Raw genomic sequence first — 25,622 nt, 5'->3', positions numbered from 1 at the left:
CCTTCGAATCAAGGTGTTGCAGCCACCACTTGAGTCTGAGCCGGTGACCGCGTATGACTCCGCACACTCGCGAGTCGTAGGTCAAGCGTGCGGTGTGCCGCCGAGCATCGCGTGGGCGAGACGCGCCAGTGCGCCGGCGATCTCGTCGACGCTCAGACCACGGGAGCGTTGATGCTGGAAAATCTCCGCGGCGAGCGGTGCCAGCAGTATGTCGACGAGGTGATCCGGCTGCTCGACCTGTGCCTGTACGAGCAGCGAGCGCACATGTGCCGTCCAGAAGTCGTATGCGCCGGCGGCGAACCGGGCGCCGCCCACTTCGGCGCCGAGCGCGAAATCCACATGCGCCTCCAGTAGCTCGACCATGGCGGCGTAGAACGCCGAAAGGCGATCGGCCGGGGGCGCGCCGGGCCCCAATGGTGGCTCGCCCGATATCAGCTCCTGCTGAAGGGTCCGTTCGTGTTCGTCGAGCAGGGCCACGGCGATGGCCGCGGTACTGGGATAGCGCCGGTAGAGCGTGCCGCGCCCCACCCGTGCCGCTGTCGCGATCTGATCCATGGTGACGCTGCGCGGGTCATGCGTGGCGAACACCTGCGCGGCGGCGGAGAGGATCTTCGCCCGATTGCGCGCGGCGTCGGCGCGTTCGGCCGGGCCATCGGCAGTGTCGAGCAGATCTCTACCGACATCCATGTTCGCACTGTAGTCGATCCCGGAATATCTGGACATGTTGTCCGGTTAGATGGAGCGTCGATCCGGACACCCTGTCCAATTCACTCGGAGGATGCTCATGACCACGCTGCTTCATCTGGACTCCAGCGCGCGCAAACAATCGCTCAGTCGTCGGTTGGGCGCCGAGTTCGCGCAGGCCTGGCGCGCGGCGGTCGGCAATGGTCACTACGTGTACCGGGATGTGGCGGCCGAGCCGATCCCGTTGATCGACGACGGCTGGGTGCAGATCTGCGACGCTGTTCTTGCCGCGGGCGCCACCGACCTGGATCGGCTTCCGGAGTTGGTCCGCACACCCGCACAGGCCGATGCCTGGCGCATCGTCGAACCCCTGCTGGCCGAGGTGCGAGCCGCCGACATCGTCCTGATCACCAGTCCCATGTACAACTACTCGATACCGGCGTCCCTCAAAGCCTGGTTGGACCAGGTGACCTTTCCGCGGATGTCCTTGGCGCCCAGACGATTCGTCGTCGTGACCGCGCGCGGCGGCGCGTACTCGCCCGGCTCACCCAAGGAGGCGTTCGACTATCAGGAGCGCTACCTCCGGGACTTCTTCGCCGGGCACTTCTCGGTCACCGACACCGTCTTCATCAACGCCGAACTGGCCAACTCGCATTCGGACCCCGCGCTGGCGCGATTGCGTGCCGCGCACGACGAGTCGCTGACGGCGGCGTTGCAGGCGGCGCGGGCGCTGGCCGTGGAGTACGCGAAATGAGTTGGCTGGTACTGGGTTTGGCGGGCCTTGTGGAGATCGCGTGGTCGCAGAGCATCAAGCCCACCGACGGATTCACCCGCCCGCTGCCGACCTTCTTGTGTGTCGTCATCGGTGCGTTGTCGGTGTACCTGCTGTCGCTCGCGATGCGCACACTGCCGGTCGGCACTGCCTACGCGGTGTTCACCGGCATCGGTGCCGTCGGGGCGATCGTCCTCGGCGTACTTGTGCACAAGGATCCGCTGAGTGCCGCACGCGCACTTGCGTTGTCGATGATTGTCGGCGGCATTGTGCTCGCGCGCTTCACCACACCGGGCTGAGCCCAGGTCACCTCAGGAAGTGGCTGCCAAGTAGGCCCGCCCGCGTGGCGACACCCGGTAGCCGACGTCGAGGCTGATCGTCAGGCCCAGCCCCTTCAACTGGCGCACGCGCCGTTTGAACCTCGGCACGTCGAGGCTCACGCGCGCGGCCAGATCCGGCGCCCGCACGGCCTCGTTGGCCGCGATCATCCCCAGGTACCGGCGCGTCCACGGGCCGTCGGCACTCGCCGCGTCCCAGCGGTCGAGCCGCGCGGTGATCGCCTCGACGGCAGCATCGTCGAGCGCGTCGTCGGCGGCGAGGTCGGGTCGCTCGTCGGGGCCGAGGTAGGAGACCGAGATGACGTAGGTGTGCGCGGCAGGCCTTCGGTCGAGCTCGGCTTGCGCGCTTTCGGCGTCGGGATATCCGGCTGAGCGGGCCTGCTCGGCGCTCACGCGGTAATTGCCCGGGAATTCGGCGACGTCGTCGATGCGGATGGTTCCCGCGACGGTGCGCTGGGTACCGCCGACCTTGGCGCGTGGCGCATCCCACCTGCGCAACACCAGGGTGATCGTGCCGTCGGCGATGCCTTCGGCCGTCGTGCGGGTTAACAGCACGGTCACGATCGTATGTCGCAACACCGATGTCGGCTGGTGCGTTCCTAGGATCGGCCGGGTGACTGATCGCTACGGTTCTGACGTCCTCGCCCGAAACCCGCACACTCCGAAGCGGATCCGTTCCACCGAGCAACCGGTCGAGATGGGCATGGTGGTCGAGGATGCCCAGAGCGGTTACGTCGGTGCGGTCGTGCGGGTGGAGCAGGGGCGCGTGGAGCTCGAGGACCGTCGCGGCAAGGTCAGGGTGTTCCCGATGGGACCGGGGTTCCTGATCGACGGCAAGCCCGTCGTGCTCACCGCCCCGAAGCGGTCGGCGGCGCCCGCGCGGACGGCATCGGGTTCGGTGGCCGTGCCGGGCGCCAAGGCCCGTGTCGCGCTGGCCAGCCGGATCTATGTCGAGGGCCGCCACGATGCCGAACTCGTCGAGCAGGTGTGGGGCGCCGACCTGCGGATCGAGGGTGTGGTCGTCGAATACCTGGGCGGGGTCGACGATCTGGCCGGGATCGTGGCCGAGTTCGAACCCGGCCCCGGGCGCCGGTTGGGCGTGCTGGTCGACCATCTGGTGACCGGATCGAAGGAAGCCCGCATCGCCGACGCGGTCCGCCGCGGACCCGGCGGTGAGCACACGCTCGTGGTCGGCCATCCGTTCGTCGACATCTGGCAGGCCGTCAAACCGGCCCGGCTCGGCATGACGGCGTGGCCGGTCATACCGCGCAGCATCGAGTGGAAGCACGGCATCTGCGACGCACTGGGCTGGCCGCACCGCGACCAGGCCGACATCGCGCGCGCGTGGCAACGGATCCGCGGCCAGGTGCGCGACTGGAACGATCTCGAGCCCGCGCTGATCGGCCGGGTGGAGGAGCTGATCGACTTCGTGACGCAGCCGACGAGCTAGCGCCCGGGTGGTGTCAGGCGTGGTATGCCTGAGACGTGTCCGATAGTTTGTTCGATCTGCCCGGTGACGCCGACCTGACCGGACCCGGCGGCGCGGCACCCGTGGCGGCGCCGCTCGCGGTCCGGATGCGCCCGGCGAGTCTCGATGAAGTCGTCGGACAGTCACACCTGCTGCAGGCCGGCTCGCCGTTGCGCCGCCTCGTGGAGGGCTCGGGTGCGGCGTCGGTGATCCTCTACGGTCCGCCGGGAACCGGGAAGACCACGCTCGCCTCGCTCATCTCGCAGGCGACGGGGCGTCGGTTCGAGGCGCTGTCGGCCCTGTCTGCCGGCGTCAAAGAGGTCCGCGCGGTGATCGATTCGGCACGGCGTGCCGCCATACACGGTGGCCAGACCGTGTTGTTCATCGACGAGGTGCACCGCTTCTCCAAGACCCAGCAGGATGCGCTGCTCGCCGCGGTCGAGAACCGGGTGGTACTGCTGGTCGCCGCGACGACGGAGAACCCGTCGTTCTCCGTCGTGGCGCCCCTGTTGTCGCGGTCGCTGATCCTGCAACTGCAACCGCTGACCGCCGAGGACATCGGCACCGTGGTGCGTCGCGCGATCGCCGATCCGCGCGGGCTGGCGGGTGCGGTCGAGGTGACCGACGAGGCAGTCGACCTGCTGGTCCAGCTGTCGGCCGGCGACGCGCGACGTGCGTTGACCGCGCTCGAGGTGGCTGCCGAAACAGGGGAACGCGTCACCGTCGAGACCATCGAGCAGTCACTCGATCAGGCCGCGGTGCGTTACGACCGCGACGGTGACCAGCACTATGACGTCGTCAGCGCGTTCATCAAATCGGTGCGGGGCTCCGACGTCGACGCGGCGTTGCATTACCTGGCCCGGATGCTGGTGGCGGGGGAGGATCCCCGGTTCGTGGCGCGCCGCCTCATGATCCTCGCGAGCGAGGACATCGGGATGGCCGATCCGACGGCACTCCAGACGGCGGTTGCCGCCGCGCAGACCGTGCAGCTGATCGGCATGCCCGAAGCGCAGTTGACGCTCGCGCACGCGACCGTGCATCTGGCCACCGCGCCGAAATCGAATGCCGTGACAACTGCGCTGGGCGCCGCGATGAACGACATCCGGTCGGGCAAGGCGGGGTTGGTCCCGCCGCATCTGCGCGACGGCCACTATTCGGGAGCGCAGAAACTCGGCAACGCGGTGGGCTATCGATATTCGCACGACCATCCCGATGGCGTTGTACCCCAACAGTATCCACCGGACGACCTGGTTGGCGTCGACTACTACGAGCCGACCGGGCGCGGCGTCGAACGCGAGATCTCCACGCGGCTGGAGAAACTTCGCGCCATCATTCGCCGCAAGCGCTGAGCACCTGGCAGGCCGTCCCGAAAACTGCTCTTGACACCTACCAAAACGCCTTCTACGTTGGTAGTCAACCAACTCATTGATCAACTCAAAGGTTGATATGGAGCGTGATGACGATGCCGATGCGCAGCTGGACCGTGCCTTCATGGCGCTCGCGGACCCGGTGCGACGGTCCATCGTGGCGCGGCTGTCGCGCGGCCCGGCGACGGTCAACGAGTTGGCTGCGCCGTTCGACATCACCAAACAGGCTGTGTCCAAACACATCCAGGTACTGGAACAGGCGGGTTTGGTCACCCGCAGCCGCGACGCGCAGCGCAGGCCGGTCCATCTCGACGCGGCAGCGCTGGAAGGGCTGACCGCATGGATCGACCGCTATCGGCTCAACGCCGAACGCAGTTATCGCCGGCTGGATGACCTGCTGGCTCAGATCTCACCGAAAACCGACACCACTCAGGAGAAGAAGAAATGACCAACGCACTCAACCTCAATGCTCCGGTCGACACCCTGGCCATGGACTTCACCAGGGAGTTCAATGCCCCGGTGGCGGCATTGTTCCGCGCGCACGCCGAGCCCGACCTGGTCAAGCAGTGGCTGGGGCCGCACGGCCTGGAGATGCAGATCGAGCGGTGGGACTTCGAAACGGGCGGGGGTTACCGCTACGTGCACTCCGACCAATCCGGCGAGTACCGCTTCAACGGGGTGTTCCACACCGTGCGGCCCAATGAACTCATCATTCAGACGTTCGAGTTCGAGGGCGCGCCGGACATGGTGAACATCGAGTTCATGTGGTTCGAGGACCTCGGCGGCGGGCGTAGCTCGTTGCGCGGCCGATCGATCTGCCCGAACACCGACGCGCGTGACGCACTGCTCTCCTCGGGGATGGAGGGTGGCATGGTCGAGGGCTACGACAAACTCGACGCGCTGCTCCCCACGATCTGACAGTCGTTTCGGCGCAGCCGGTTTCGTCGGAAATGACTCTGGACATGCGACGGTCCCGGCCGCAATGCAAGCCGGGACCGTGCGCGTCGAGTGGTCTGTGATCAGCGAAGCAGGCCCGAGCGTCGACCGCCCATGATTCCGGTACGTCGGCGACCCATGAGTGCCGCAACGAGGGCGACGCCGAGCGCGGCGACGATGACCTGGACGAGCAGCTCGAGCCAGTCGATGCCGTTGGTCACAGTCGGTATGCCCAGCGCACGTGCGATCGCGCTGCCGATGAATGCCGAGACGATTCCGACCAGGATCGTCACGAGGAATCCGATGGGTTGTCTGCCGGGAACAACTAAGCGGCCGATCACGCCGACGACAATGCCGATCAAGATCGCGCTGATGATGCCGGTGATGGTCATTTCTCCTCCAGAGCTGGTTGGGCTGGAGGGGAGATACCCCGGCTCGGCACCGCCCAAACGGAACCGTCAATTGTGAATCTGTTCTCGGTCAGGCCATCTCGGGAACGCGCAGATGGGCCAGGACGAGTTCGAACTCGCCGACGTCGAGCTGGTCGGCGCCGAGGTCGCGCAACCGGGCCGTGCGCAGCGAGCGGGCCTGATCGCGGTTCCGTTCCATCGCCGCCGCGCTGTCGAACGTGGCGGAGGACACCGCCCGGCCGGAACTGCGGTCAAGCATCAGGCTGGCACTGCAGAAGCCCTCGAGTTCCTCCAGTGACGGCAACACGGAGTTCCGGTAGAACTCGATAGCCCGGTCGAACTGTTCGGGGCGGGCTCGCAGCCAGGTGGCCCGCACACAGGCGCCCGGCCCGGTGTACTGCTCGCGGTGAACCACCGCGATCTCCCACTCGTCGACCGTCGCGCTGCCTTCGAACACCTCGACCGCACGATGACGAATCGGCGCCAGGATCGGCGCGCTCGCGTGCATGGCTTCCTCGGACCGCCACGCCGACGTGGCGATGCACCGACCGGATTCTCGATCGACCATCAATGACAGGCCGACACAGCCGGCCACGGCGTCGAGGGCCGGCATGACCTCGTCGCGGATATGCGCGATACCTGCGTTGATGGCCCGCTGGTCCGGGCCGTCGTGCGCCGTGATCGTGGTAGAGCGTGCGAACACGGTCCACCCCTTTCCTGCCAGGGCAGCGCCCCGGTGGCGCCACCGGTCCAACCACTACCTTCCTCCGCTACTTCGCAGGTGGCAATGGGTGCGGCACCGCCTCGTAGGCTGAGTGGATGGACACCAACCTGATCGACGTCGACACCTCGCGGCGGCGCATCGTCGATCTCACCGGCGACGTGCGCAGGTTCTGCGGGACGTACCGCGACGGGCTGTGCAATGTGTTCGTTCCGCATGCGACCGCCGGTGTGGCGATCATCGAAACCGGCGCCGGGTCCGATGACGACCTGGTCGACGCCCTGGAGCGGTTGTTGCCGCGTGACGATCGCTACCGACACGCCCACGGCTCGTTCGGCCACGGTGCCGACCACGTGCTCCCGGCCCTGGTGTCGCCGTCGGTGACACTGCCGGTGCAGGCCGGCGAACCGCTGCTGGGAACGTGGCAGAGCGTCGTGCTCGTCGACCTCAACCGGGACAACCCGCAGCGTTCGGTCCGGCTGAGTTTTCTGGCGGCATGATGCGCACGGTGGACGGGGTCGTTGCCCTGTTCAGGGCGAATGCGCTGACCGGTAATGTAAGGCGGTCGAAATAGTCGCGGTCAATCAGCACGGTGACTATTCCGGCCTCATTGCGGACCATTGAGACCAACTCGACCATCTACGACACGAGGATATAAACGACGTGCAGACACACGAGATCAGGAAGCGCTTCCTCGATCATTTCGTGAAGGCGGGCCACACCGAGGTGCCCAGTGCCTCGGTGATCCTCGACGACCCCAACTTGCTGTTCGTCAACGCCGGCATGGTGCAGTTCGTGCCTTACTTCCTCGGTCAGCGCACGCCGCCGTGGAACCGCGCGGTCAGCGTCCAGAAGTGCATCCGGACCCCCGACATCGACGAGGTCGGCATCACCACCCGGCACAACACGTTCTTCCAGATGGCCGGCAACTTCTCGTTCGGCGACTACTTCAAGAAGGGCGCCATCGAGCTGGCCTGGACCCTGCTGACCAACCCCGTCTCCGAGGGTGGATACGGATTCGATCCGGAAAGGCTCTGGGCCACCGTCTATCTCGACGATGACGAGGCCATCGGCCTGTGGCAGGAAGTGGCCGGGCTGCCGCTCGAGCGGATCCAGCGCCGCGGCATGGCCGACAACTACTGGTCGATGGGCATCCCCGGGCCGTGTGGACCGTCGTCGGAGATCTACTACGACCGCGGCCCCTCCTACGGCGTCGAGGGCGGCCCCGAAGCCAACGAGGACCGCTACATCGAGATCTGGAATCTCGTGTTCATGCAGAACGAGCGCGGCGAGGGCACGTCGAAGGAGGACTTCGAGATTCTCGGCCCGCTGCCGCGCAAGAACATCGACACCGGCATGGGCGTCGAACGCGTGGCCTGCCTGCTGCAGGGCGTCGACAACGTCTACGAGACCGACCTGCTGCGCCCGGTGATCGATCTGGTGGCGGGCGTCGCCCCCCGCGGCTACGCCCAGGGCAACCACGGCGACGATGTGCGCTACCGCATCATCGCCGACCACACGCGCACCGCGGCGATCATCATCGGCGACGGCGTCAGCCCGGGCAACGAGGGCCGCGGCTACGTGCTGCGCCGCCTGCTGCGCCGCATCATCCGCGCCGCCAAACTGCTCGGCGTCGAGCAGCCCATCATGGGTGACCTCATGACCACGGTGCGCGACGAGATGGGCCCGTCCTACCCGGAACTGGTGACCGACTTCGAGCGCATCAACCGCATCGCCGTCGCCGAGGAGACCGCGTTCAACCGCACCCTGCTGTCGGGTTCGCGCTTGTTCGACGAAGCCGCCGCGGCGACCAGGAAGTCCGGCTCGACGGTGTTGTCCGGCAATGACGCGTTCACCCTGCATGACACGTACGGATTCCCGATCGACCTCACCCTCGAGATGGCCGCCGAGGCAGGCCTGTCGGTGGACGAAGAGGGTTTCCGCGGTCTGATGGCCGAGCAGCGTCAGCGCGCCAAGGCCGACGCCGCTGCGCGCAAGCAGGCGCACACCGACCTGACCGCGTACCGCGAACTGGTCGATGCCGGCCCGACCGAGTTCACCGGATTCGACGAATTGACCTCCGAGGCAAGGATTCTCGGAATCTTCGTGGACGGCAAACGCGTTCCGGTGGTGTCACACGACGGGCTGGAAGCCGATCGCGTGGAACTGATCCTGGACCGCACGCCGTTCTACGCCGAGTCGGGTGGCCAGATCGCCGACGAGGGGGCGATCAGCGGGACCGGTGCGTCCGGGACGGCCAAAGCCGCCGTCACCGACGTGCAGAAGATCGCCAAAACCCTGTGGGCGCACCGCGTCAACGTCGAATCCGGCGAGTTCGTCGAAGGCGACACCGTCACCGCGGCCGTCGACCCGAAGTGGCGGCACGGCGCGACCCAGGGGCACTCGGGCACCCACATGGTGCACGCGGCGCTGCGACAGGTGTTGGGGCCCAACGCAGTTCAGGCCGGTTCGCTGAACCGCCCGGGCTACCTGCGCTTCGACTTCAACTGGCAGGGTTCGCTCACCGAGGATCAGCGGACGCAGATCGAAGAAGTCACCAACGAAGCCGTCGAAGCCGATTACGAGGTCCACACGTTCAACACCGCACTCGACAAGGCCAAGGCCATGGGTGCGATGGCGTTGTTCGGCGAGAACTATCCCGACGAAGTGCGGGTGGTCGAGATCGGCGGGCCGTTCTCCTTGGAACTGTGCGGCGGAACCCACGTCCACAACTCGGCGCAGATCGGCCCGGTCACGATTCTCGGCGAGTCGTCGGTGGGCTCCGGCGTGCGCCGCGTCGAGGCATACGTCGGGTTGGAGTCGTTCCGGCACCTGGCCAAGGAACGCGCGTTGATGGCGGGGCTGGCGTCGTCGTTGAAGGTGCCCTCCGAAGAGGTGCCTGCCCGCGTCGCCAACCTCGTCGAGCGACTGAAGGCGGCCGAGAAGGAACTCGAGAAGGTGCGTCTGGCCAATGCGCGTGCCGCGGCCGCCAACGCCGCAGCCGGGGCAGAGGTCGTCGGTAAGGTGCGTCTGGTGGCGCAGCGGATGGCCGGGGGGATGTCGGCGGGCGATCTCCGCAGCCTCGTCGGTGACATCCGCGGCAAGCTGGGCTCAGAACCCGGAGTCGTCGCGTTGATCGCCGAAGGCGACAACGACACCGTGCCGTTCGTGGTGGCAGTCAACCCGGCCGCGCAGGATCTCGGGTTGCGCGCCAACGAGCTCGTCAAGCAGCTCGGCGCGGCGGTCAACGGCCGCGGCGGCGGCAAAGCCGATCTGGCACAGGGTTCGGGTAAGGGGGCAGCGGGTATCGACGCGGCATTGGCCGCGCTACGCGCTGAGATCGGCCGGGGTTAACCCGTGGCCAGCACCGACGACCGGCTGCCGGACCGTCCAGGGGATGACGACCCCGGACGCGGCCGGCGGATCGGCATCGACGTCGGCACGGTGCGCATCGGTGTGGCCACCAGCGACCCGGACGGCATCCTGGCCACGCCCGTCGAGACGGTCGCGCGCGACAAGCGCGACAAGTCGGGCAAACATGTGCGCCGGTTGGCCGCGTTGGTCAGCGAATACGAAGCCGTCGAGGTGATCGTCGGATTGCCTCGCACACTGGCCGACCGGGCCGGAACCTCGGCCCACGACGCGATGGACCTCGCCGATCTGCTCGCCGGCCGGATCGCGCCGATACCGGTACGACTGGCGGACGAACGGCTCACGACCGTCTCCGCGCAGCGGTCGCTGCGCGAGGCCGGCATCAAGGCCAAAGGACAGAAAGCGGTGATCGACCAGGCCGCCGCAGTCGGCATTCTGCAGAACTGGTTGGACCAGCGGCGCGCGACCCTGGCCGCGCGCGGAGAGGGCACGGATGGCTGAAAAGTGGGGTGCCGAGCGAGCGCAACCGGTGTCGGTCGGTCCACCGAGGCGTGGCATGAGCCGTGCCGAGCGGGCGCGGCAGGCGCGCAACAACCGCAAGCGTCGCCTGGCCAGGGGCCTGTCGCTGGCGCTGCTGATCATGGTCGCGGTCGGCGCGGTGTTCCTTGGCTCCAAACTGTGGCACGGCATGTCGGGCAGCGGCAGTGATTACGCGGGTGAGGGCGTGGCCGACGTCGTGATCCAGGTACACGACGGTGACTCGACGACCGCGATCGGCGAGACGTTGCAGGACCACAAGGTGGTCGCCACGGTCAAGGCGTTCGTCGACGCCGCGCAGGGCAACGAGGCGATCTCGGCCATCCAGCCCGGTTTCTACAAAGTTCGGACCGAGATTCCCGCCGCGAATGCCGTTGAGCGACTGGCGGATCCCGAAAGCCGCGTGGGCAAGCTCACCATCCCCGAGGGACGTCAGCTCGACGACATCACCGACGTCAAGACCAATGCCGTCACAGCGGGCATCTTCAGCCTGATCTCGCAGGCCTCGTGTGTGGAACTCGACGGCGAACAGCGCTGCGTGTCGGTCGACGACCTGCGCGCGGCCGCCGGGTCGGCGCCGCCCGCCGCGCTTGCGGTGCCGGAATGGGCGACGGGTCCGGTCACCGCGATGGGCGGCGATCATCGCCGGCTGGAAGGGCTGATCGCTGCCGGCACGTGGAACGTCGACCCCGCCGCCTCGGCGCAGGACATCCTCACGACGCTGATCTCCACCAGCAGCACGATGTACACGCAGGGCGGACTGCTCGACACCGCCGCGGCGATGAACATGTCGCCGTATCAGATCCTCACCGTCGCTTCGCTGGTGCAGCGCGAGTCCAAGCCGCAGGACTTCGCGAAGGTGGCCAGGGTCATCTACAACCGGCTGGCCGATCACCGCAAACTCGAATTCGACTCGACCGTGAACTACTCACTCGACCGGCAGGAAGTGGCGACAACCGATGCCGACCGTGCTCAGGTGACGCCGTGGAACACCTATGCGAGCGAAGGGCTTCCGCAGACACCGATCTGTTCGCCAGGAACCGACGCACTGGTCGCGGCCGAACATCCCGCACCCGGTGACTGGCTGTACTTCGTGACCATCGACCTGCAGGGCACGACACTGTTCACGCGGGATTACGACGAGCATCTGGCGAATATCGAACTGGCACAGCAAAACGGTGTCCTCGACAGTGCCCGATAGGCGGCCCGCCGCCGTGCCCGACGGTGCTCACAAGGCCGCGGTGCTCGGCTCGCCCATTGCCCACTCGCGGTCACCGCAGCTGCATCTGGCCGCGTATCGCGCGCTGGGCCTGACGGATTGGACGTACGAGCGCATCGAGTGCACCGCCGAGCAGCTTCCCGGGCTCGTCGCCGGGCTGGGCCCGGAATGGGTCGGCCTGTCGGTCACCATGCCCGGCAAGTTCGCCGCACTGCAGTTCGCCGATCAGCACACCGACCGGGCCCGGCTCGTGGGGTCGGCCAACACCTTGGTACGAAACCCATCCGGCGGTTGGCGCGCGGACAACACCGACGTCGACGGCGTGATCGGCGCGCTCGGGACGGCGGGTGAGTCCGCCCTGGTGGTCGGGTCCGGCGGCACCGCGCCGGCCGCCGTCGTCGGATTGGCTGAGCTTGGCGTACAACGGATCACCGTGGTGGCGCGGGACGGCGGCAAGGCCGAGCGGCTCGTGGACCTCGCCGGACGATGCGGCGCCGAGGGCAGTTGGTGCGACATCGGAAGCCCCGGGCTGACGGACGTCGTGGCCGCCGCGTCGGTTGCGGTCAGCACCATTCCGGCCGACGCCGCCGCCCGGTATGCGCCCACGTTGGCCACGGTGCCGAGACTGCTCGACTCGATCTACGATCCGTGGCCGACGCCGTTGGCGGCCGCGGTCGAGGAGGCGGGCGGTGAGGTGATCAGTGGCCTGCACATGCTGCTGAACCAGGCCTTCACCCAGGTCGAGCAGTTCACCGGGAAGCCGGCGCCCAAGGACGCGATGCGGGCGGCGCTACTCGGCTGACGGTGACGGCGCGAACGTGCCGCGGTGATATGTGCTGTGCACGTACTCCTTCGAGCCGACGAGCCGCGCCAGCGGCGTGCGGACAGTACCGTCCTGCGCCACCATCTCCGCGATGGCGGCGAGGTCGTAGACCGGTCGCCAGCCCAGCGCCGCGCGGGCGCGGGCGTTGTCATACACCCGATCCAGGCGGGTGGGAAAGCGCCAGCCGCGCTGCGTCCACACCTGCGCCGCCCGCGGCACCCGGCGGGCGAACACCGCAGCCGCATCGGTTCTCAACTGCGGCAGGTCTTCCCGGCTGAACGGTGTGCTGGCCGAGATGATGTAGCGGCCGAATCCGACGCGCCCGGCGGCATCGGCGGCCAGCAGATGCGCGCTGACGGCATCCTCCAGGGCGACCCGACGTGACGCGAACTCGTCGGCTTTCACATTGTCGTCACTGCGTGCCTCGTGGGCGCCGGGCATGTCGTCGGACTCCGGGAAGAACCGGGCGACGCGCAGCACCACGGCAGGCAGGCCCTGGTTGCGGTGGGCCAGCTGACACAGGTCTTCGGCAGCCGCCTTGGTGACGCCGTACATGTTCTTGGGCACCGGCACCACCGATTCGTCGATCCAGGCTGCCGGTTGCGTTGGCCCGGGGACCAGCGCATCGCCGAACACCGTTGTCGAAGAGGACATCACGAACGCCCGCACCCCGGCGGCAGCGGCTGCGTTCAGCAGCGTCAGCGTGCCGCTGACGTTCGTGTCGATGAACGCCTGGCCCGGTACGAAGGCCAACTGCGGTTTGTGCATCGTCGCGGTGTGCAGCACGACGTCCACACCGGCCATGACGTCGCGTACGACGTCGACGTCCGTCACCGATCCGACCACATCGGTCCACTCGGAGGGGCGGATGTCCAGGCCGACGACGTCGGCGTCGCGCTGCCGCAGTGTTCGGACGATGCCTTCGCCCAAATGACCCGAACTACCCGTGACCAGTGTGCGCATGAATTCGACGGTGCCACAGCGCGCAACCGAATTTTCAGTTGTGCCGGGCCGTAGGGTGACGGGCGTGACCGAACTTGCGCGCCCACCCCGGATCGGGGTGGTGTTTCGACCCGACTTCCGTCCAGACACGTTGATGCACAGCGCGAAATGCGTGCAGCGCGGCGCAGACGAGCTCTGGCTGTGGGAGGACTGCTTCCTGCAAGGCGGCATCGCTCAGGCTGCCGTTGCCCTCGCGGCCACCGACACCCTCACCGTCGGCCTCGGCGTCCTGCCAACCCCGCTGCGCAACGTGGTGTCGACCGCCATGGAGATCGCGACCCTGGCGACCATGTTCCCGGGCCGCATCCGGGTCGGAGTCGGCCACGGCGTCCAGAGCTGGATGCATCAGGCCGGGGCCGCGGTGTCATCGCCGCTCACACTGCTGCGGGAATACGTCAGCGCGCTGCGGGATCTGCTGGCCGGTCGATCGGTCACCGTCGAAGGGCGCTACGTCCGTCTGGACGGCGTGCAACTGGAGTGGGCACCACAGGCGCCGGTCCCGGTGCTGATCGGCGGGACAGGACCCAAGACATTGCAACTTGCCGGCGAGATCGGCGACGGCGTCATCGTCGACAGTGCAAACACCGTTGACTCGGCCCGGGCAGCGCTCGACCAGGTCGCCGCCGGGCGGGCCAGGCGGGACGACGCAGGCCCATTCGCCACGGTGCAGTACCTGGCATGTGCGCCCGGACCCGACGGGCGGCGCCTCCTCGCCGAAGAAGCCGAGAAGCGAGACCTGCCAGAAGACAGCTACGGCGTCGGCGGAACCGTGGACGAGATCGCTGGGGCGGTCGCCGCCTATCTCGGGCAACCGGAGCACACCGTGGTATTGCAGCCCGTTGGACCAGATGTGGACATGGACGCGTTCGCCACGACCGTGGGTGAGGTCGTCGCGCACATTCGCGCCACGGACGGTCGCTGAGCGCCGTTAGCCTCGGTTGGTGGGGGTGGTGATCGCCGGGGTCGGCTGGCTCGTGGCATTGAGCGCATACGACATTCGCCGGCGGCGGCTGCCGAACTGGCTGACGCTGCCGGGCGCGGTGGCGATCCTCTGTGCCGCGACGTGGAGTGGCCGCGGCAGTGCCGCGTTGGCCGGTGCGGCCGCACTCGCTGCCCTCTACGGCATCGTGCACGTCATCTCCCCGCGAGCGATGGGCGGCGGGGACGTCAAACTCGCACTCGGCGTTGGTGCGATGACGGGGGCATTCGGGCTCGACGTGTGGGTGTTGGCGGCCTTGGGCGCGCCGATCCTGACGTCGGTGGTGGCGCTCGTCGCGCTGCTACGCGGCAACGCGACCGTCCCGCACGGCCCGTCGATGTGTCTGGCCAGTGCGGCCGCCATCGGATTGGTGCTCGTGTAGTCGAGCGTGAACTTGTTGTCGAGAATCGGCCGAAAACTCGCAAACAAGCTCACGTTCGGCGCAGGCGACCACGGATTTCCGGAGGCAAAACCCGACGTGGGAGAATGACAGCCGTGTTGCGTTGGACCACAGCTGGTGAATCCCACGGCCGCGCCCTGGTGGCCATGCTCGAAGGGATGGTCGCCGGCGTGCCCATCACCTCGGATGAGATCGGGGCACAGCTGAAGCGCCGTCGTCTCGGGTATGGCCGGGGCGCCCGGATGAAGTTCGAGCAGGACCAGGTCACGATGCTGGCTGGGGTCCGCCATGGGCGCACGCTCGGCGGGCCGATCGCGATCGAGATCGGCAACACCGAATGGCCGAAGTGGGAGACCGTGATGGCACCCGACCCGGTCGATGAAGCCGAACTCGACGTCGCGCGCAACGCCCCGCTGACCCGCCCGCGGCCCGGTCATGCCGACTACGCGGGCATGCTCAAGTACGGGTTCGACGACGCCCGCCCGGTGCTGGAGCGCGCGAGTGCCCGCGAGACCGCGGCCCGCGTCGCGGCAGGCACCGTCGCCAGGGCATTCCTGCGTGAAGCCCTCGGCGTCGAGGTCGTCTCCCACGTCATCTCGATCGGCGCCTCCGAGCCCTACGACGGCCCGCCGCCGCAGTACTCCGACCTGGCGGCCATCGACGACAGCCCGGTCCGCGCGTTCGACAAGGACGCCGAAGATTCGATGATCGCCGAGATCGAGGCCGCCAAGAAGGACGGCGACACGCTCGGCGGCGTGGTCGAGGTCGTCGTCGACGGCCTGCCGGTGGGCCTGGGTTCGTTCACGAGCGGTGACAACCGTCTCGACAGCCAGCTCGCCGGGGCCGTCATGGGCATCCAGGCGATCAAGGGTGTCGAGATCGGCGATGGCTTCGAGACCGCCCGCCGCCGCGGCAGCGTCGCCCACGACGAGATGTACCCGGGACCCGACGGTGTGCTGCGCTCGACCAACCGGGCCGGCGGCCTGGAAGGTGGCATGACGAACGGCCAGCCGCTGCGCGTCCGCGCCGCGATGAAGCCGATCTCGACGGTTCCGCGGGCGCTCGCCACCGTCGACATGGCCACCGGTGACGAAGCCGTCGCGATCCATCAGCGCTCGGACGTGTGTGCGGTGCCCGCCGCCGGTGTGGTGGTCGAAACCATGGTCGCGCTCGTGCTGGCGCGCGCCGCGCTCGAGAAGTTCGGCGGGGATTCGCTCGCCGAGACCCGTGCCAATGTCGACGCGTACCTGCGCGCGGTCGCCGAGCGCGAGCCGGCGGCGCAGGCGTTGGGCTGATGGCGCCCAAGGCGGTACTGATCGGCTTGCCGGGTTCGGGCAAGTCGACCATCGGCCGCCGCCTGGCCAAGGCGCTCGACCTGACGATGCTCGACACCGACGCCGCCATCGAGGAGACCACCGGCCGCACCATCGCCGACATCTTCGCCAACGACGGCGAGCGCGAGTTCCGCCGCATCGAAGAGGAAGTCGTGCGGTCCGCGCTCGAGACGCACGACGGGGTGCTGTCGCTGGGCGGCGGCGCCGTCACCACACCGGGAGTGCGCGAGGCGCTCGCCGGCCACACCGTCATCTATCTGGAGATCAGCGCGGCCGAGGGCGTTCGCCGCACCGGCGGCACCACCGTGCGGCCACTCCTCGCGGGCGGTGACCGCGCGGAGAAGTTCCGAGCGCTGATGTCGCAGCGCGTGCCGATCTACCGGCGCGTGGCCACCATGCGGATCAACACCAACCGGCGTAATCCGGGAGCGGTGGTGCGCACGATCGTCTCCCGGCTGGAGAACCCGCAGCCGCCGAAAACCGCGGCGAGCAAACCCCGGCGCAGGCGCCGCCCGCCGTGGCGACGCGGCCCGGCGTCCGACGGTGACGGCAAGGCCGGATCCAACGGCACCGCCAAGAACAAGCCCATGCCCACCCCCGCGGCCCTGGCCGCGCGCAACGCGGAGCGACACATTGACTGAGCCCGTCATCGTCGAGGTCAAGGTTGACCGGCCGTACCCGGTCGTCATCGGTACCGGGCTGCTCGGTGAGCTGGGCCGGACGCTGGAGGGCAGGCACAAAGTCGCGATCCTGCACCAGCCGGTGCTCGCGCAGACCGCCGAGGCCATTCGAAGCCACCTCGCGGACAAGGGAATTGACGCTCATCGCATCGAGATCCCGGACGCGGAATCGGGCAAGGAGTTGCCGGTCGTCGGGTTCATCTGGGAAGTGTTGGGCCGCATCGGAATCGGCCGCAAGGACGCCCTCGTCAGCCTCGGCGGGGGAGCGGCGACCGATGTCGCCGGATTCGCCGCCGCCACGTGGTTGCGCGGCGTGGACATCGTGCATGTGCCCACCACGCTGCTCGGCATGGTGGACGCCGCGGTCGGCGGGAAGACGGGCATCAATACCGATGCCGGTAAGAACCTCGTCGGCGCGTTCCATCAGCCCGCCGCGGTGATGGTCGACCTCGCGACGCTGGAAACCTTGCCGCGCAACGAGATTGTCGCCGGGATGGCCGAGATCGTGAAGGCCGGGTTCATCGCCGACCCGGTGATCCTCGACCTCATCGAGGCCGACCCGGAGGCCTCGCTCGACCCGACCGGATCGGTGCTGCCGGAACTGATCCGCCGCGCGGTCGCCGTCAAGGCCGAGGTTGTCGCGGCCGACGAGAAAGAGTCTGCGCTGCGCGAAATCCTCAACTACGGCCACACTCTGGCGCACGCCATCGAGCGGCGCGAGCGCTACAAGTGGCGTCACGGTGCCGCGGTGTCGGTAGGCCTCGTGTTCGCCGCCGAGTTGGGCAGGCTGGCCGGCCGGCTCGATGACGAGACCGCCGACCGGCACCGGTCGGTGCTCACCGCGCTGGGCTTGCCCGTCAGCTACGACGGCGACGCGCTGCCGCAGCTCATGGAGTACATGGCCGGGGACAAGAAGAACCGGTCGGGGGTCTTGCGGTTCGTCGTGCTCGACGGGCTGGCCAAGCCCGGCCGGCTCGAGGGCCCGGATCCGTCGCTGCTGGCGGCTGCCTACGCGGAAGTGGCGCGGGACCTCAGCTAGTGAGGGCTCCGCGCCACCGACGGTGACCGCAGGTCAGCTCTGGCGCGGCTGCTCCGGGTAGTCCACCGGCGTGGTCCGGGTGGTGTCGTCGGCGCCGTTGGCGCTGACCGCGGCGAATACGTCGGTGTCGGCACGGTCGTCGTTGGCATGGCTGCCGTGATGGCGAACCACCTGAGGCGTGTGCCGGTCCACCATCCAGCGCCCGATCGTCACCCCGGCGACCGCGACCAGGAACACCAGCAGCGCGGTGAACGCGGCGAACGTCGTGAGCTCGTTGAGCAGCGCCTCGGTGTAGATGCTCTTGTAGAACAGCCCGACGAACCACGACACCAGGCCGCTGAGGATCCCCGCGCACAGGCCGGCCAGCAGCCAGGTCATCGCCAGGTCGGCGCGCCGGTCCGGGTCGGGATTGCTGCGGGCATCGGCACGTCCGTCGAGCAGACCCCAGATGGCGACGGCGATCCCGAAGATGACGAGCAGCGCGACGCTGAACCAGATGGCGTTGCCCGGCGAGGCGTTGATCAGTGCTCCTTGCAGTAAGCGCACGATGACCATCGCCGTTGCGAACACCACTCCGCGCAGTAACCACTTGCTCATGGGGGCACAGCGTAGCGAGTAGCGTCACAGACCGTGACTATTTCCCAGCGCAGGGAGCGATTGCGGCAGCGGCTCATCGCCGCCGACCTGGACGCGATGCTGGTAACCGACCTGGTCAACGTGCGTTACCTGTCCGGATTCACGGGTTCGAACGCCGCTCTGCTGGTTCGTGTCTCCGACGAAACGCCGGTGCTCGCCACCGATGGGCGCTACCGGACGCAGGCGGCTCACCAGTCGCCTGACGCCGAGATCGTCATCGAGCGGGCATGCGGGCCGCATCTGGCCGCGCGGGCCGCCGCCGACGGTGTCCGCCGGCTCGGTTTCGAAAGCCATGTCGTGACGGTCGATGTCTTCGCGGCGCTGACCAAGGCCGCCGGTGACGGCGTCGACCTGGTCCGGGCGGCAGGTGCGGTCGAGGCGCTGCGGGAGGTCAAGGACGCGGGCGAGATCGCGATGCTGCGCCTGGCGTGTGAAGCCGCCGACGCCGCGCTCGCCGATCTGATCGAACAGGGCGGGCTGCGGCCCGGGCGCACCGAGAAAGAGGTGCGTCGCGATCTCGAATCGCTCATGCTCGACCACGGCGCCGACGGTCCCTCGTTCGAGACGATCGTCGCCACGGGCGCCAACTCCGCGATACCGCACCATCGGCCCACTGACGCGGTGCTGGCGGTCGGAGACTTCGTGAAGATCGATTTCGGTGCGGCAGTCGAGGGCTATCACTCCGACATGACCCGCACGTTCGTACTCGGGCAGGCCGCGCAGTGGCAGCGCGACATCTACGACCTCGTGGCGACCGCGCAGCGGGCCGGCCGTGAGGCACTGGCGGCCGGCGTCGTCCTCAGCTCGGTCGACGCGGCGTCGCGCGACGTCATCGCCGACGCCGGCTACGCCGAGTACTTCGGCCACGGGCTCGGGCACGGCGTGGGTTTGCAGATCCACGAAGCGCCGGGAATCAACTCCGCGGCCGCCGGTACACTGCTTGCTGGCTCTGCGGTGACCGTCGAGCCAGGTGTCTACCTGCCAGACCGCGGCGGCGTCCGTATCGAGGACACGCTGGTCGTGCCCGGCGGCGAAAGCGCCGAGGGCTTCGGCAGTGGCACCGGCGGTGACACCGCCGCGCCAGAACTGCTTACCCGGTTCCCCAAGGAACTGGCCATCCTGTGACAGAAAGCTAGGAGCTACACCGACCATGGCATCGACTGCCGACTTCAAGAACGGTCTCGTCCTGCAGATCGACGGCCAACTGTGGCAGATCGTCGAATTCCAGCACGTCAAGCCAGGCAAAGGCCCGGCGTTCGTGCGGACGAAGCTGAAGAACGTCGTGTCCGGAAAGGTCGTCGACAAGACCTACAACGCCGGCGTCAAGGTGGAGACCGCCACCGTCGACCGGCGTGACGCGACCTACCTGTACCGCGACGGCAGCGACTTCGTGTTCATGGACTCCGAGGACTTCAACCAGCACCCGCTGCCCGAATCGCTCGTCGGTCGGGCGGCCGGGTTCCTGCTCGAGAGCCTGCCGGTGCAGATCGCATTCCACGACGGTGTGCCGCTGTACCTCGAGCTGCCGGTGTCGGTCGAACTCGAAGTCACCCACACCGAGCCCGGCCTGCAGGGCGACCGCTCGAGCGCGGGTACCAAGCCCGCCACCATGGAGACCGGTGCCGAGATCCAGGTTCCGCTGTTCATCAACACCGGCGACAAGCTCAAGGTGGACACCCGCGACGGCAGCTACCTCGGCCGGGTGAATGCCTGACCGTCGTGGCGACCGGGGCCGCCATCAGGCCCGCAAGCGCGCCGTCGACCTCCTCTTCGAGGCCGAGGCACGTGGCCTGACCGCGGAGGCGGTCGCGGATGCCCGCGCCGCGCTGGCCGAGGACGAGCCCGACGTCGCGCCGCTCAACCCGTACACGGTCACGGTCGCACGCGGGGTCACCGAACACGCCGCCCACGTCGACGATCTGATCTCCGCGCACCTGCAGGGCTGGACCCTGGAGCGCCTGCCCGCCGTGGATCGGGCGATCCTGCGCGTTGCGGTATGGGAGCTGCTGCACGCCGAGGACGTACCGGAACCGGTTGCGGTGGACGAAGCGGTCGAGTTGGCCAAGGAGTTGTCGACCGATGAGTCGCCCGGGTTCGTCAACGGTGTGCTCGGCCAGGTGATGCTCGTGACGCCCCAGATCCGGGCGGCGTCGCGGGCGGTGCGAGGCGCGGGAACACCGGAGAGCTAACTGATGCCGCGGCGTCGTGGACGTGCGCGGGCGGCGCTGATTCGCGCGGTCGCGTCGCTGGCGGTGCTGTCGTTGGCGGGTTGCTCGGCATCGCCGTCCGCGGCGCCACCGGAAGCGATGCCGGCGACGCCGCAGGCCGAGTTGACCACCACCGCGCTGAGCGTGTCGGCGGTCAAGCCGCCGGTGCGGCTGGCCGGCAGCGACGGCCGGACGCACGTCGAGTACGACCTCGTTCTGCAGAACGTGTTCAGCGCACCGGTGACCGTGACGTCGATCGAGGTGCTCGGTGCCGACGGCTCGGTGTTGCTCGCGTTGGACGGACCCGACGTCGCCGCGGTCAGCAGCACGCTGTTTCCCGGATCGCCGAGTGCCGTCGTCCCCGCAGGCGGTGCACTGGCCGCCGTGATCGATCTGGCGATCGCCGCCGAGCAGGTGCCGGAACGGATCACTCACCGAATCCGATATGAGCCGGGCTCGTCGCCTGCGGCCGCGATCATCGGTACGCGCGAGATCAGCGGACCGGAACTCACCGTGGACAGCCGCGAACCCACGGTGATCTCGGCGCCGCTCAAGGGAACTCAGTGGCTCAACGCGAACGCCTGTTGTGCGCCCGGCGCCTCGCACCGCGCAGCTCGACTTGCGGTGGGCGGCAACGCGATCAAGAAGGCCGAGGAGTTCGCGGTGGACTGGGCGCAGGCCAGAAACGGCCGGTTGTTCGACGGGGACGGCAGCCGGAACGTTCAGTGGTACGGGTTCGGTGCCGACGTACTGGCGGTTGCCGACGGAACCGTCGCGTCGACCTTCGACGGGTTGCCCGATCAAACCCCGGACACCCCGGCGACCGGTCTGCGCGGCCCGCGGGATTACACGGGAAACCATGTCTCGCAGCAGATTGCGCCCGGAGTGTGGGCGATCTACGGCCACCTGCAACCCGGCAGTATCACGGTGCGGACGGGCGATCAGGTCAAGAAGGGGCAGGTGATCGGCAAGCTCGGCAGCTCCGGCAATGCCAGGAATCCGCATCTGCACTTCCAGTTGTCCGATGGTCCGGAGATCACCACATCGAACAGCTTGCCGTTCGCACTGGGCTCCTATTGGCTCGCGGGCACCGTCGATCCCGGCCGGCTCGCCGGTGCGTTCGGCGACAACGGTGCACCGGAACCGCTGAAGGTCACCGGCCCGGGCCGCCAGGAGCTCGGCACGTACCCGTTGGCGTACACGGTCGCGAACCTGGGTTACTGACCGTCTCGCCACACCTCGTCGACGACGTCGAGGAACCGCTGGGCCGTCGGCGGCGGTTTCGGCCCGGTCCAGGCGATGGCCATCGGAACCCCCGGCGCCCCAACCACTTCACGGAACACGACGCCCGGCCGGCTCGCGGCCGCCACCCCGCGAGTGACGAAACCGATGCCGGCGCCCGCGGCGACGAGGCCGGCGAGCGTCGTCACCGGGGTGGCTTCCTGCACGATGTCGGGTTCGACCCCGGAACTGCGGAAGCAGCCGACGAGTTTGTCGAACAACACCGGACCCACGCTTCGCGGTGCGGCCAACAACGCTTCACCGGCCAGATCCCCGAAACCGATCGTCGTGTGCCCGCACAGTGGATGGTCGGTCGGCAACGCCAGCACGAGTGGTTCGTCGGGAAGTTCCCGGCACCGCAAATGCGTTCGCGCCAACGGTGGATGCAGCACACCGACATCGATCTCGCCACGGTCGAGAGCCTCTTCGACCGCGGGCGAGTTGAACTCGACCAGATCGATCGTGATGTCGGGGAAGGTGCTGCGGAACCGCTGTACCGCCCGCGGCAACCGGGTGTAGGACGCGACGACCGTGAAGCCCAGGCGCAGACGCCCGTGCAGGCCTTGCTCGGCCCGCCGCGCGACATCGATCGCGTGTTCGCCGTGGGCCAGCATGGCGCGCGCGGGCGCCAGGAATGCCAGCCCGGCCGCGGTCAACCGGACGCCGCGACGGTCGCGGTCCAACAAGGTGGCACCGACATCGCGCTCGAGCGTCTTGATGCGTTGACTCAGTGCGGGCTGGCTGAGGTGAAGGTCGGTGGCCGCCTGGCCGAAATGCAGCGTTTCGGCCACGCGGATGAAGCACTCGACCGACCGCAAGTCCATACTCGTGATCGTATTCGCCTATCACAGCCCTTGAACTACCGATTGATACTGAATCAGCCGTCGCCGAGGCTGGTGGCATGCCCGCATTGCGCACCTCCGTCATCTGCCTCACGGTCGTCGCCGCCGCAGCCTGTGCCACGCCACGAGAAGAGGAGCCGGCGGTCACGATCGAGCGACTCGTCGCCCTGTCCGACGGCGACCACCTGGCGAGCACGTATGCCGACGGAATCCTGGCTCCCGTCTCGGCGGGCCATCGAGACCTACTGAGCACCGTCAGCGTGCGGGACGGCGTCGTGGACACCGCGCACGTCGAGGTTTCGAATTCGGTGACGGCCGCGCCGGAAGTGCTTGCGTTGTCGCCCGACGGCACAACGGCATTCGTTGCCGAACGGCTCAAACCCCGCAACGTCGGCGATACCAAGGCCCAGCAACTGGCGCCCGGTGACCGGCTCTTCGCGGTGAACATCTCGAACCGGCAGGCGCCGGTGATCGGCGACGTCGCCACGATCGCGCCATCGCCCGAGGCGCTTGCCGTGCATCCGGACGGCAGCCACGTCGCGGTGGTGTCGAACACGGCGGATTCGTCGCTGCTGCAGTTCATCTCGTGGACGCCGGACGGCTTCGGAGCAGTGGAGCAATTCGATCTGGCCGCCCTCGGGGTACCCGGCGAAGCCGGTAAGCCACGTGGCGGCGTGACCGCGACCAACGTGCACTGGCATCCGACCGGCCGTGCGCTGGCCGTCAACATCGACAGCCAGAACCGCGTTGCCTTCTTCACGGTCGACACGTCCGTTCCCGGCGGGCCGGCCGTGCATGCGTGGGGCGAACCGGTCGCCACCGGAGTGGATCCGTTCGTGGGGCGGTTCACGCCCGATGGACGTCACTACCTCACCTCGGACTGGGGCCGCGATCTCAGCACCACCGACCTGAACAAGCGGTTGCCCACCGGTCGCTCCACGCTCAGCGTGATCCGGGTGGGCGATCCCGGCGCGGATCAGCCGCGGAAAGTCGGCACCGCGGAGTCTGACAAGTCGGCGGAGGGGTTGGCGATCAGCCCAGACGGCCGCTGGGTGGCCACGGTGAACATGCGTGGCACCGCCGTACCCGCCGGATCGCCGCTGCACGACGACCACGCGACCGTCAGTCTGCTGCGACTCGACGGCGACACCGGCGAACTGAGCAAGGTCGGCGACTACCACCTCGACGGCGTCCTGCCGGAGGGCGGCACGTTCGACGCCACCGGGCGGTACTTCCTGGCGACCGTGTACGAGGGCCGGCCCGGCGGTAACGGTTCGGGGGTGCAGGTGTACCGGGTCGGTTCGGCCGAGGACCCAGGACTGACTGCAGTGCAACGCATCCCGCTGCCGCACGGAGTGCATCACGTGGTGGCCGGCTGAACCCGCCCGTCGGGGCCGCTCGGCAGGCAGGGCAGATTTACGCTCAGCCGGATTGTAAATTCTTTTCGAGTCCCAGGTGGCGCAATACTCCTGCGGTGCCGGGGTTTGGGCTGGTGGGCGTCAGTGGCAGGCGGCGCAATCAGTTAACCTGCGCCGACGCCGGATTCGCCGCGCTGCGCCATCCGTGGAACCGCCCTTACCGTTTGATGCGTGTCGCAGCCCGATGCACAACCTGTTTCGTTGCCGGTCCGCCGTCCCCGCGCCGACCGGGCACGCCAGGTTGCCGACGTCCTACGGCACCAGATCTACGACGGCGCCTACGATCGCGGACTGCCCGCCGAGGCTGAGCTGGCCGCGGAGTTCTTCGTATCCCGCAACACCATCCGGGAAGCGCTGGCCGTACTGAAAAACGAGGGGCTGATCGAGCGCGGCACCAAGGTCGGCACCCATGTGGCGGTCCGCAAGTTCGACCACGGGCTCGACGCGCTCGTCGGCCTCAAGGAGACGTTCAAGGATTACGGTGAGGTCCGCAACGAGGTGCGCGCCGTGCAGCGACTGGCCGCCCCGCCCGCGGTGGCCCGCAAGCTCGCGCTGGAACCCGGCGCGCAGGTCGTGTTCGTCGAGCGGTTGCGCTACCTCGGCGATCTTCCACTGTCGCTGGACCTGACCTATCTGGCACCCGACATCGGTGAAGCGGTGATCGCGTTCCCGCTCGAGACCAACGACGTCTTCGCGCTGATCGAGCGCGTCAGCGGGCAACGCCTGGGCGGCGCAACCTTTGCGCTGGAGGCGGTTTCGGCAGACCCGCACTCCGCGGCCACCCTTCAGGTGCCGAACGGCTCGGCACTGTTGATGGCCGAGCGGCTCACGAGCCTGGACGACGGCAGGCCCGTCGACCTCGAGTACATCCGGATGCGTGGTGACCGGATCACCATGCGCGGCAACCTCTTTAGGAGCGACACATGACGCTGGTCAACCAACGCGCCGACGTCCCGGTGACAATCGACGAGTCACTGTGCATCGAGGGTTGCACGTTGTGCGTCGACGTGTGCCCACTGGATTCCCTTGCGATCAAGCCGGAGAACGGCAAGGCCTACATGCATGTCGACGAGTGCTGGTACTGCGGGCCGTGTGCGGCCCGCTGTCCAACCGGAGCCGTCACCGTCAACATGCCCTACTTGATCCGCTAGAGGACC

30 protein-coding genes are annotated in these 25,622 nt (G+C 68.1%); 23 read left to right on the top strand and 7 right to left on the bottom strand.

Annotated elements, in window-relative coordinates:
• Positions 1-81: 81 nt before the first annotated feature.
• Positions 82-687, bottom strand: coding sequence for a TetR/AcrR family transcriptional regulator (locus ACOI2T_RS20130; RefSeq protein ID WP_409504683.1), 606 nt, complete (start codon positions 685-687; stop codon positions 82-84).
• Positions 688-784: 97 nt separating this feature from the next.
• On the opposite strand from ACOI2T_RS20130, the gene ACOI2T_RS20125 reads away from it, so the two are divergent.
• Positions 785-1,438 (top strand): FMN-dependent NADH-azoreductase, encoded by a 654-nt coding sequence (locus tag ACOI2T_RS20125; protein WP_409504684.1) that lies wholly within the window; start codon positions 785-787, stop codon positions 1,436-1,438.
• Positions 1,435-1,755: a DMT family transporter gene (locus tag ACOI2T_RS20120; protein ID WP_085141809.1), complete on the top strand. Its 321-nt coding sequence runs from the start codon at positions 1,435-1,437 to the stop codon at positions 1,753-1,755. Before ACOI2T_RS20125 ends, ACOI2T_RS20120 begins: the two co-directional genes overlap by 4 nt.
• 12 nt (positions 1,756-1,767) lie before the next feature.
• On the opposite strand, the gene ACOI2T_RS20115 is transcribed toward ACOI2T_RS20120, so the two are convergent.
• Positions 1,768-2,349, bottom strand: a complete 582-nt coding sequence (locus ACOI2T_RS20115) for a hypothetical protein (RefSeq protein WP_409504685.1) — start codon at positions 2,347-2,349, stop codon at positions 1,768-1,770.
• Between the two features lie 58 nt (positions 2,350-2,407).
• Here ACOI2T_RS20115 and ACOI2T_RS20110 point away from each other — a divergent pair, with 58 nt between their 5' ends.
• The 4 genes from ACOI2T_RS20110 to ACOI2T_RS20095 all read left to right on the top strand — a co-directional run bounded on the left by ACOI2T_RS20110 (position 2,408) and on the right by ACOI2T_RS20095 (position 5,547).
• Entirely contained in the window at positions 2,408-3,244 is an 837-nt protein-coding gene (locus ACOI2T_RS20110) for a DUF3097 domain-containing protein (RefSeq protein ID WP_409504686.1), read from the top strand.
• Positions 3,245-3,279: 35 nt separating this feature from the next.
• Positions 3,280-4,611 carry a replication-associated recombination protein A gene (locus ACOI2T_RS20105; protein WP_409504687.1) on the top strand — a complete coding sequence of 444 codons (1,332 nt, stop codon included), beginning with the start codon at positions 3,280-3,282 and terminating at the stop codon, positions 4,609-4,611.
• Positions 4,612-4,708: 97 nt separating this feature from the next.
• On the top strand, positions 4,709-5,077 hold the full coding sequence (locus ACOI2T_RS20100; RefSeq protein WP_409504688.1) for an ArsR/SmtB family transcription factor: 369 nt from the start codon (positions 4,709-4,711) through the stop codon (positions 5,075-5,077).
• A complete protein-coding gene (locus ACOI2T_RS20095) occupies positions 5,074-5,547 on the top strand; it encodes an SRPBCC family protein (protein WP_409504689.1) in 474 nt (157 codons plus the stop codon). Before ACOI2T_RS20100 ends, ACOI2T_RS20095 begins: the two co-directional genes overlap by 4 nt.
• A 101-nt stretch (positions 5,548-5,648) precedes the next feature.
• Here the strand turns inward: ACOI2T_RS20095 and ACOI2T_RS20090 are convergent, their stop codons facing one another.
• Both ACOI2T_RS20090 and ACOI2T_RS20085 read right to left on the bottom strand, forming a co-directional pair.
• On the bottom strand, positions 5,649-5,957 hold the full coding sequence (locus ACOI2T_RS20090) for a GlsB/YeaQ/YmgE family stress response membrane protein (RefSeq protein ID WP_067845082.1): 309 nt from the start codon (positions 5,955-5,957) through the stop codon (positions 5,649-5,651).
• 88 nt (positions 5,958-6,045) lie between these two features.
• Positions 6,046-6,678 (bottom strand): hypothetical protein, encoded by a 633-nt coding sequence (locus ACOI2T_RS20085; RefSeq protein ID WP_067845084.1) that lies wholly within the window; start codon positions 6,676-6,678, stop codon positions 6,046-6,048.
• A gap of 116 nt (positions 6,679-6,794) precedes the next feature.
• Between ACOI2T_RS20085 and ACOI2T_RS20080 the strand changes: the two genes are divergently transcribed.
• The 5 genes from ACOI2T_RS20080 (at position 6,795) to ACOI2T_RS20060 (ending at position 12,626) form a co-directional block, all read left to right on the top strand.
• Positions 6,795-7,196 (top strand): secondary thiamine-phosphate synthase enzyme YjbQ, encoded by a 402-nt coding sequence (locus ACOI2T_RS20080; RefSeq protein WP_409504690.1) that lies wholly within the window; start codon positions 6,795-6,797, stop codon positions 7,194-7,196.
• Between the two features lie 163 nt (positions 7,197-7,359).
• Entirely contained in the window at positions 7,360-10,050 is a 2,691-nt protein-coding gene (gene alaS, locus ACOI2T_RS20075) for an alanine--tRNA ligase (RefSeq protein WP_067845088.1), read from the top strand.
• A 3-nt stretch (positions 10,051-10,053) separates the two neighbouring features.
• Positions 10,054-10,569, top strand: coding sequence for a Holliday junction resolvase RuvX (ruvX, locus tag ACOI2T_RS20070; protein WP_409504691.1), 516 nt, complete (start codon positions 10,054-10,056; stop codon positions 10,567-10,569).
• The gene (locus ACOI2T_RS20065; protein ID WP_085141822.1) at positions 10,562-11,806 is read left to right on the top strand and encodes an endolytic transglycosylase MltG; all 1,245 of its coding nucleotides are present in this window, start codon (positions 10,562-10,564) and stop codon (positions 11,804-11,806) included. Before ruvX ends, ACOI2T_RS20065 begins: the two co-directional genes overlap by 8 nt.
• Positions 11,796-12,626 (top strand): shikimate dehydrogenase, encoded by an 831-nt coding sequence (locus tag ACOI2T_RS20060; protein WP_409504692.1) that lies wholly within the window; start codon positions 11,796-11,798, stop codon positions 12,624-12,626. The genes ACOI2T_RS20065 and ACOI2T_RS20060 overlap by 11 nt, the downstream gene beginning before the upstream one ends.
• On the opposite strand, the gene ACOI2T_RS20055 is transcribed toward ACOI2T_RS20060, so the two are convergent.
• On the bottom strand, positions 12,615-13,610 hold the full coding sequence (locus tag ACOI2T_RS20055) for an NAD-dependent epimerase/dehydratase family protein (protein WP_409504693.1): 996 nt from the start codon (positions 13,608-13,610) through the stop codon (positions 12,615-12,617). The two genes, ACOI2T_RS20060 and ACOI2T_RS20055, sit on opposite strands and share 12 nt — an antisense overlap.
• A 64-nt stretch (positions 13,611-13,674) precedes the next feature.
• On the opposite strand from ACOI2T_RS20055, the gene ACOI2T_RS20050 reads away from it, so the two are divergent.
• The 5 genes from ACOI2T_RS20050 to aroB all read left to right on the top strand — a co-directional run bounded on the left by ACOI2T_RS20050 (position 13,675) and on the right by aroB (position 18,081).
• A complete protein-coding gene (locus ACOI2T_RS20050) occupies positions 13,675-14,571 on the top strand; it encodes an LLM class flavin-dependent oxidoreductase (protein ID WP_409504694.1) in 897 nt (298 codons plus the stop codon).
• A gap of 19 nt (positions 14,572-14,590) precedes the next feature.
• A complete protein-coding gene (locus tag ACOI2T_RS20045) occupies positions 14,591-15,010 on the top strand; it encodes a prepilin peptidase (RefSeq protein WP_409504695.1) in 420 nt (139 codons plus the stop codon).
• Between the two features lie 113 nt (positions 15,011-15,123).
• A complete protein-coding gene (gene aroC, locus ACOI2T_RS20040) occupies positions 15,124-16,323 on the top strand; it encodes a chorismate synthase (protein ID WP_067845097.1) in 1,200 nt (399 codons plus the stop codon).
• Positions 16,323-17,003, top strand: a complete 681-nt coding sequence (locus tag ACOI2T_RS20035) for a shikimate kinase (RefSeq protein ID WP_067845099.1) — start codon at positions 16,323-16,325, stop codon at positions 17,001-17,003. Before aroC ends, ACOI2T_RS20035 begins: the two co-directional genes overlap by 1 nt.
• A complete protein-coding gene (gene aroB / locus ACOI2T_RS20030) occupies positions 16,996-18,081 on the top strand; it encodes a 3-dehydroquinate synthase (RefSeq protein WP_085141824.1) in 1,086 nt (361 codons plus the stop codon). Before ACOI2T_RS20035 ends, aroB begins: the two co-directional genes overlap by 8 nt.
• A gap of 33 nt (positions 18,082-18,114) precedes the next feature.
• Here aroB and ACOI2T_RS20025 read toward each other — a convergent pair whose 3' ends face one another.
• Complete coding sequence (locus ACOI2T_RS20025; protein ID WP_085141826.1) at positions 18,115-18,678, bottom strand: B-4DMT family transporter; 564 nt, start codon at positions 18,676-18,678, stop codon at positions 18,115-18,117.
• Between the two features lie 33 nt (positions 18,679-18,711).
• Between ACOI2T_RS20025 and ACOI2T_RS20020 the strand changes: the two genes are divergently transcribed.
• The 4 genes from ACOI2T_RS20020 to ACOI2T_RS20005 are packed head-to-tail and all read left to right on the top strand — an operon-like array spanning position 18,712 to position 22,148.
• On the top strand, positions 18,712-19,842 hold the full coding sequence (locus tag ACOI2T_RS20020; RefSeq protein WP_409504696.1) for an aminopeptidase P family protein: 1,131 nt from the start codon (positions 18,712-18,714) through the stop codon (positions 19,840-19,842).
• Between the two features lie 25 nt (positions 19,843-19,867).
• A complete protein-coding gene (gene efp / locus ACOI2T_RS20015) occupies positions 19,868-20,431 on the top strand; it encodes an elongation factor P (protein WP_067845106.1) in 564 nt (187 codons plus the stop codon).
• A complete protein-coding gene (gene nusB / locus ACOI2T_RS20010; RefSeq protein WP_409504697.1) occupies positions 20,424-20,906 on the top strand; it encodes a transcription antitermination factor NusB in 483 nt (160 codons plus the stop codon). The genes efp and nusB overlap by 8 nt, the downstream gene beginning before the upstream one ends.
• Positions 20,907-20,909: 3 nt before the next feature.
• The gene (locus ACOI2T_RS20005) at positions 20,910-22,148 is read left to right on the top strand and encodes a M23 family metallopeptidase (RefSeq protein WP_409504698.1); all 1,239 of its coding nucleotides are present in this window, start codon (positions 20,910-20,912) and stop codon (positions 22,146-22,148) included.
• Here the strand turns inward: ACOI2T_RS20005 and ACOI2T_RS20000 are convergent.
• On the bottom strand, positions 22,142-23,029 hold the full coding sequence (locus ACOI2T_RS20000; protein WP_409504699.1) for a LysR substrate-binding domain-containing protein: 888 nt from the start codon (positions 23,027-23,029) through the stop codon (positions 22,142-22,144). The two genes, ACOI2T_RS20005 and ACOI2T_RS20000, sit on opposite strands and share 7 nt — an antisense overlap.
• A gap of 77 nt (positions 23,030-23,106) precedes the next feature.
• Between ACOI2T_RS20000 and ACOI2T_RS19995 the strand changes: the two genes are divergently transcribed.
• The 3 genes from ACOI2T_RS19995 (at position 23,107) to ACOI2T_RS19985 (ending at position 25,616) form a co-directional block, all read left to right on the top strand.
• Positions 23,107-24,426, top strand: coding sequence for a lactonase family protein (locus tag ACOI2T_RS19995; RefSeq protein ID WP_409504700.1), 1,320 nt, complete (start codon positions 23,107-23,109; stop codon positions 24,424-24,426).
• 210 nt (positions 24,427-24,636) lie between these two features.
• Complete coding sequence (locus ACOI2T_RS19990; protein ID WP_409504701.1) at positions 24,637-25,392, top strand: GntR family transcriptional regulator; 756 nt, start codon at positions 24,637-24,639, stop codon at positions 25,390-25,392.
• The gene (locus ACOI2T_RS19985; protein WP_067845118.1) at positions 25,389-25,616 is read left to right on the top strand and encodes a 4Fe-4S dicluster domain-containing protein; all 228 of its coding nucleotides are present in this window, start codon (positions 25,389-25,391) and stop codon (positions 25,614-25,616) included. The genes ACOI2T_RS19990 and ACOI2T_RS19985 overlap by 4 nt, the downstream gene beginning before the upstream one ends.
• The last annotated feature ends 6 nt before the right edge of the window (positions 25,617-25,622 follow it).

The sequence above is a fragment of the Mycolicibacterium wolinskyi str. Jessa 2025 genome (genome assembly GCF_049241375.1).
In the GTDB taxonomy this organism is placed as follows: Bacteria; Actinomycetota; Actinomycetes; order Mycobacteriales; family Mycobacteriaceae; genus Mycobacterium; species Mycobacterium wolinskyi.
Note: the sequence above shows the minus strand (reverse complement) of the source record. Positions and strands in the feature narration are given on the sequence as shown.

Coding starts and splice junctions, on each gene's coding strand:
- ACOI2T_RS20130 (WP_409504683.1), bottom strand. CDS start 687: ATGGATGTCGGTAGAGATCTGCTCGACACTGCCGATGGCCCGGCCGAA.
- ACOI2T_RS20125 (WP_409504684.1), top strand. CDS start 785: ATGACCACGCTGCTTCATCTGGACTCCAGCGCGCGCAAACAATCGCTC.
- ACOI2T_RS20120 (WP_085141809.1), top strand. CDS start 1,435: ATGAGTTGGCTGGTACTGGGTTTGGCGGGCCTTGTGGAGATCGCGTGG.
- ACOI2T_RS20100 (WP_409504688.1), top strand. CDS start 4,709: ATGGAGCGTGATGACGATGCCGATGCGCAGCTGGACCGTGCCTTCATG.
- ACOI2T_RS20095 (WP_409504689.1), top strand. CDS start 5,074: ATGACCAACGCACTCAACCTCAATGCTCCGGTCGACACCCTGGCCATG.
- ACOI2T_RS20090 (WP_067845082.1), bottom strand. CDS start 5,957: ATGACCATCACCGGCATCATCAGCGCGATCTTGATCGGCATTGTCGTC.
- ACOI2T_RS20080 (WP_409504690.1), top strand. CDS start 6,795: ATGGACACCAACCTGATCGACGTCGACACCTCGCGGCGGCGCATCGTC.
- ACOI2T_RS20065 (WP_085141822.1), top strand. CDS start 10,562: ATGGCTGAAAAGTGGGGTGCCGAGCGAGCGCAACCGGTGTCGGTCGGT.
- ACOI2T_RS20055 (WP_409504693.1), bottom strand. CDS start 13,610: ATGCGCACACTGGTCACGGGTAGTTCGGGTCATTTGGGCGAAGGCATC.
- ACOI2T_RS20035 (WP_067845099.1), top strand. CDS start 16,323: ATGGCGCCCAAGGCGGTACTGATCGGCTTGCCGGGTTCGGGCAAGTCG.
- ACOI2T_RS20025 (WP_085141826.1), bottom strand. CDS start 18,678: ATGAGCAAGTGGTTACTGCGCGGAGTGGTGTTCGCAACGGCGATGGTC.
- efp (WP_067845106.1), top strand. CDS start 19,868: ATGGCATCGACTGCCGACTTCAAGAACGGTCTCGTCCTGCAGATCGAC.
- nusB (WP_409504697.1), top strand. CDS start 20,424: ATGCCTGACCGTCGTGGCGACCGGGGCCGCCATCAGGCCCGCAAGCGC.
- ACOI2T_RS20005 (WP_409504698.1), top strand. CDS start 20,910: ATGCCGCGGCGTCGTGGACGTGCGCGGGCGGCGCTGATTCGCGCGGTC.
- ACOI2T_RS20000 (WP_409504699.1), bottom strand. CDS start 23,029: ATGGACTTGCGGTCGGTCGAGTGCTTCATCCGCGTGGCCGAAACGCTG.
- ACOI2T_RS19995 (WP_409504700.1), top strand. CDS start 23,107: ATGCCCGCATTGCGCACCTCCGTCATCTGCCTCACGGTCGTCGCCGCC.
- ACOI2T_RS19985 (WP_067845118.1), top strand. CDS start 25,389: ATGACGCTGGTCAACCAACGCGCCGACGTCCCGGTGACAATCGACGAG.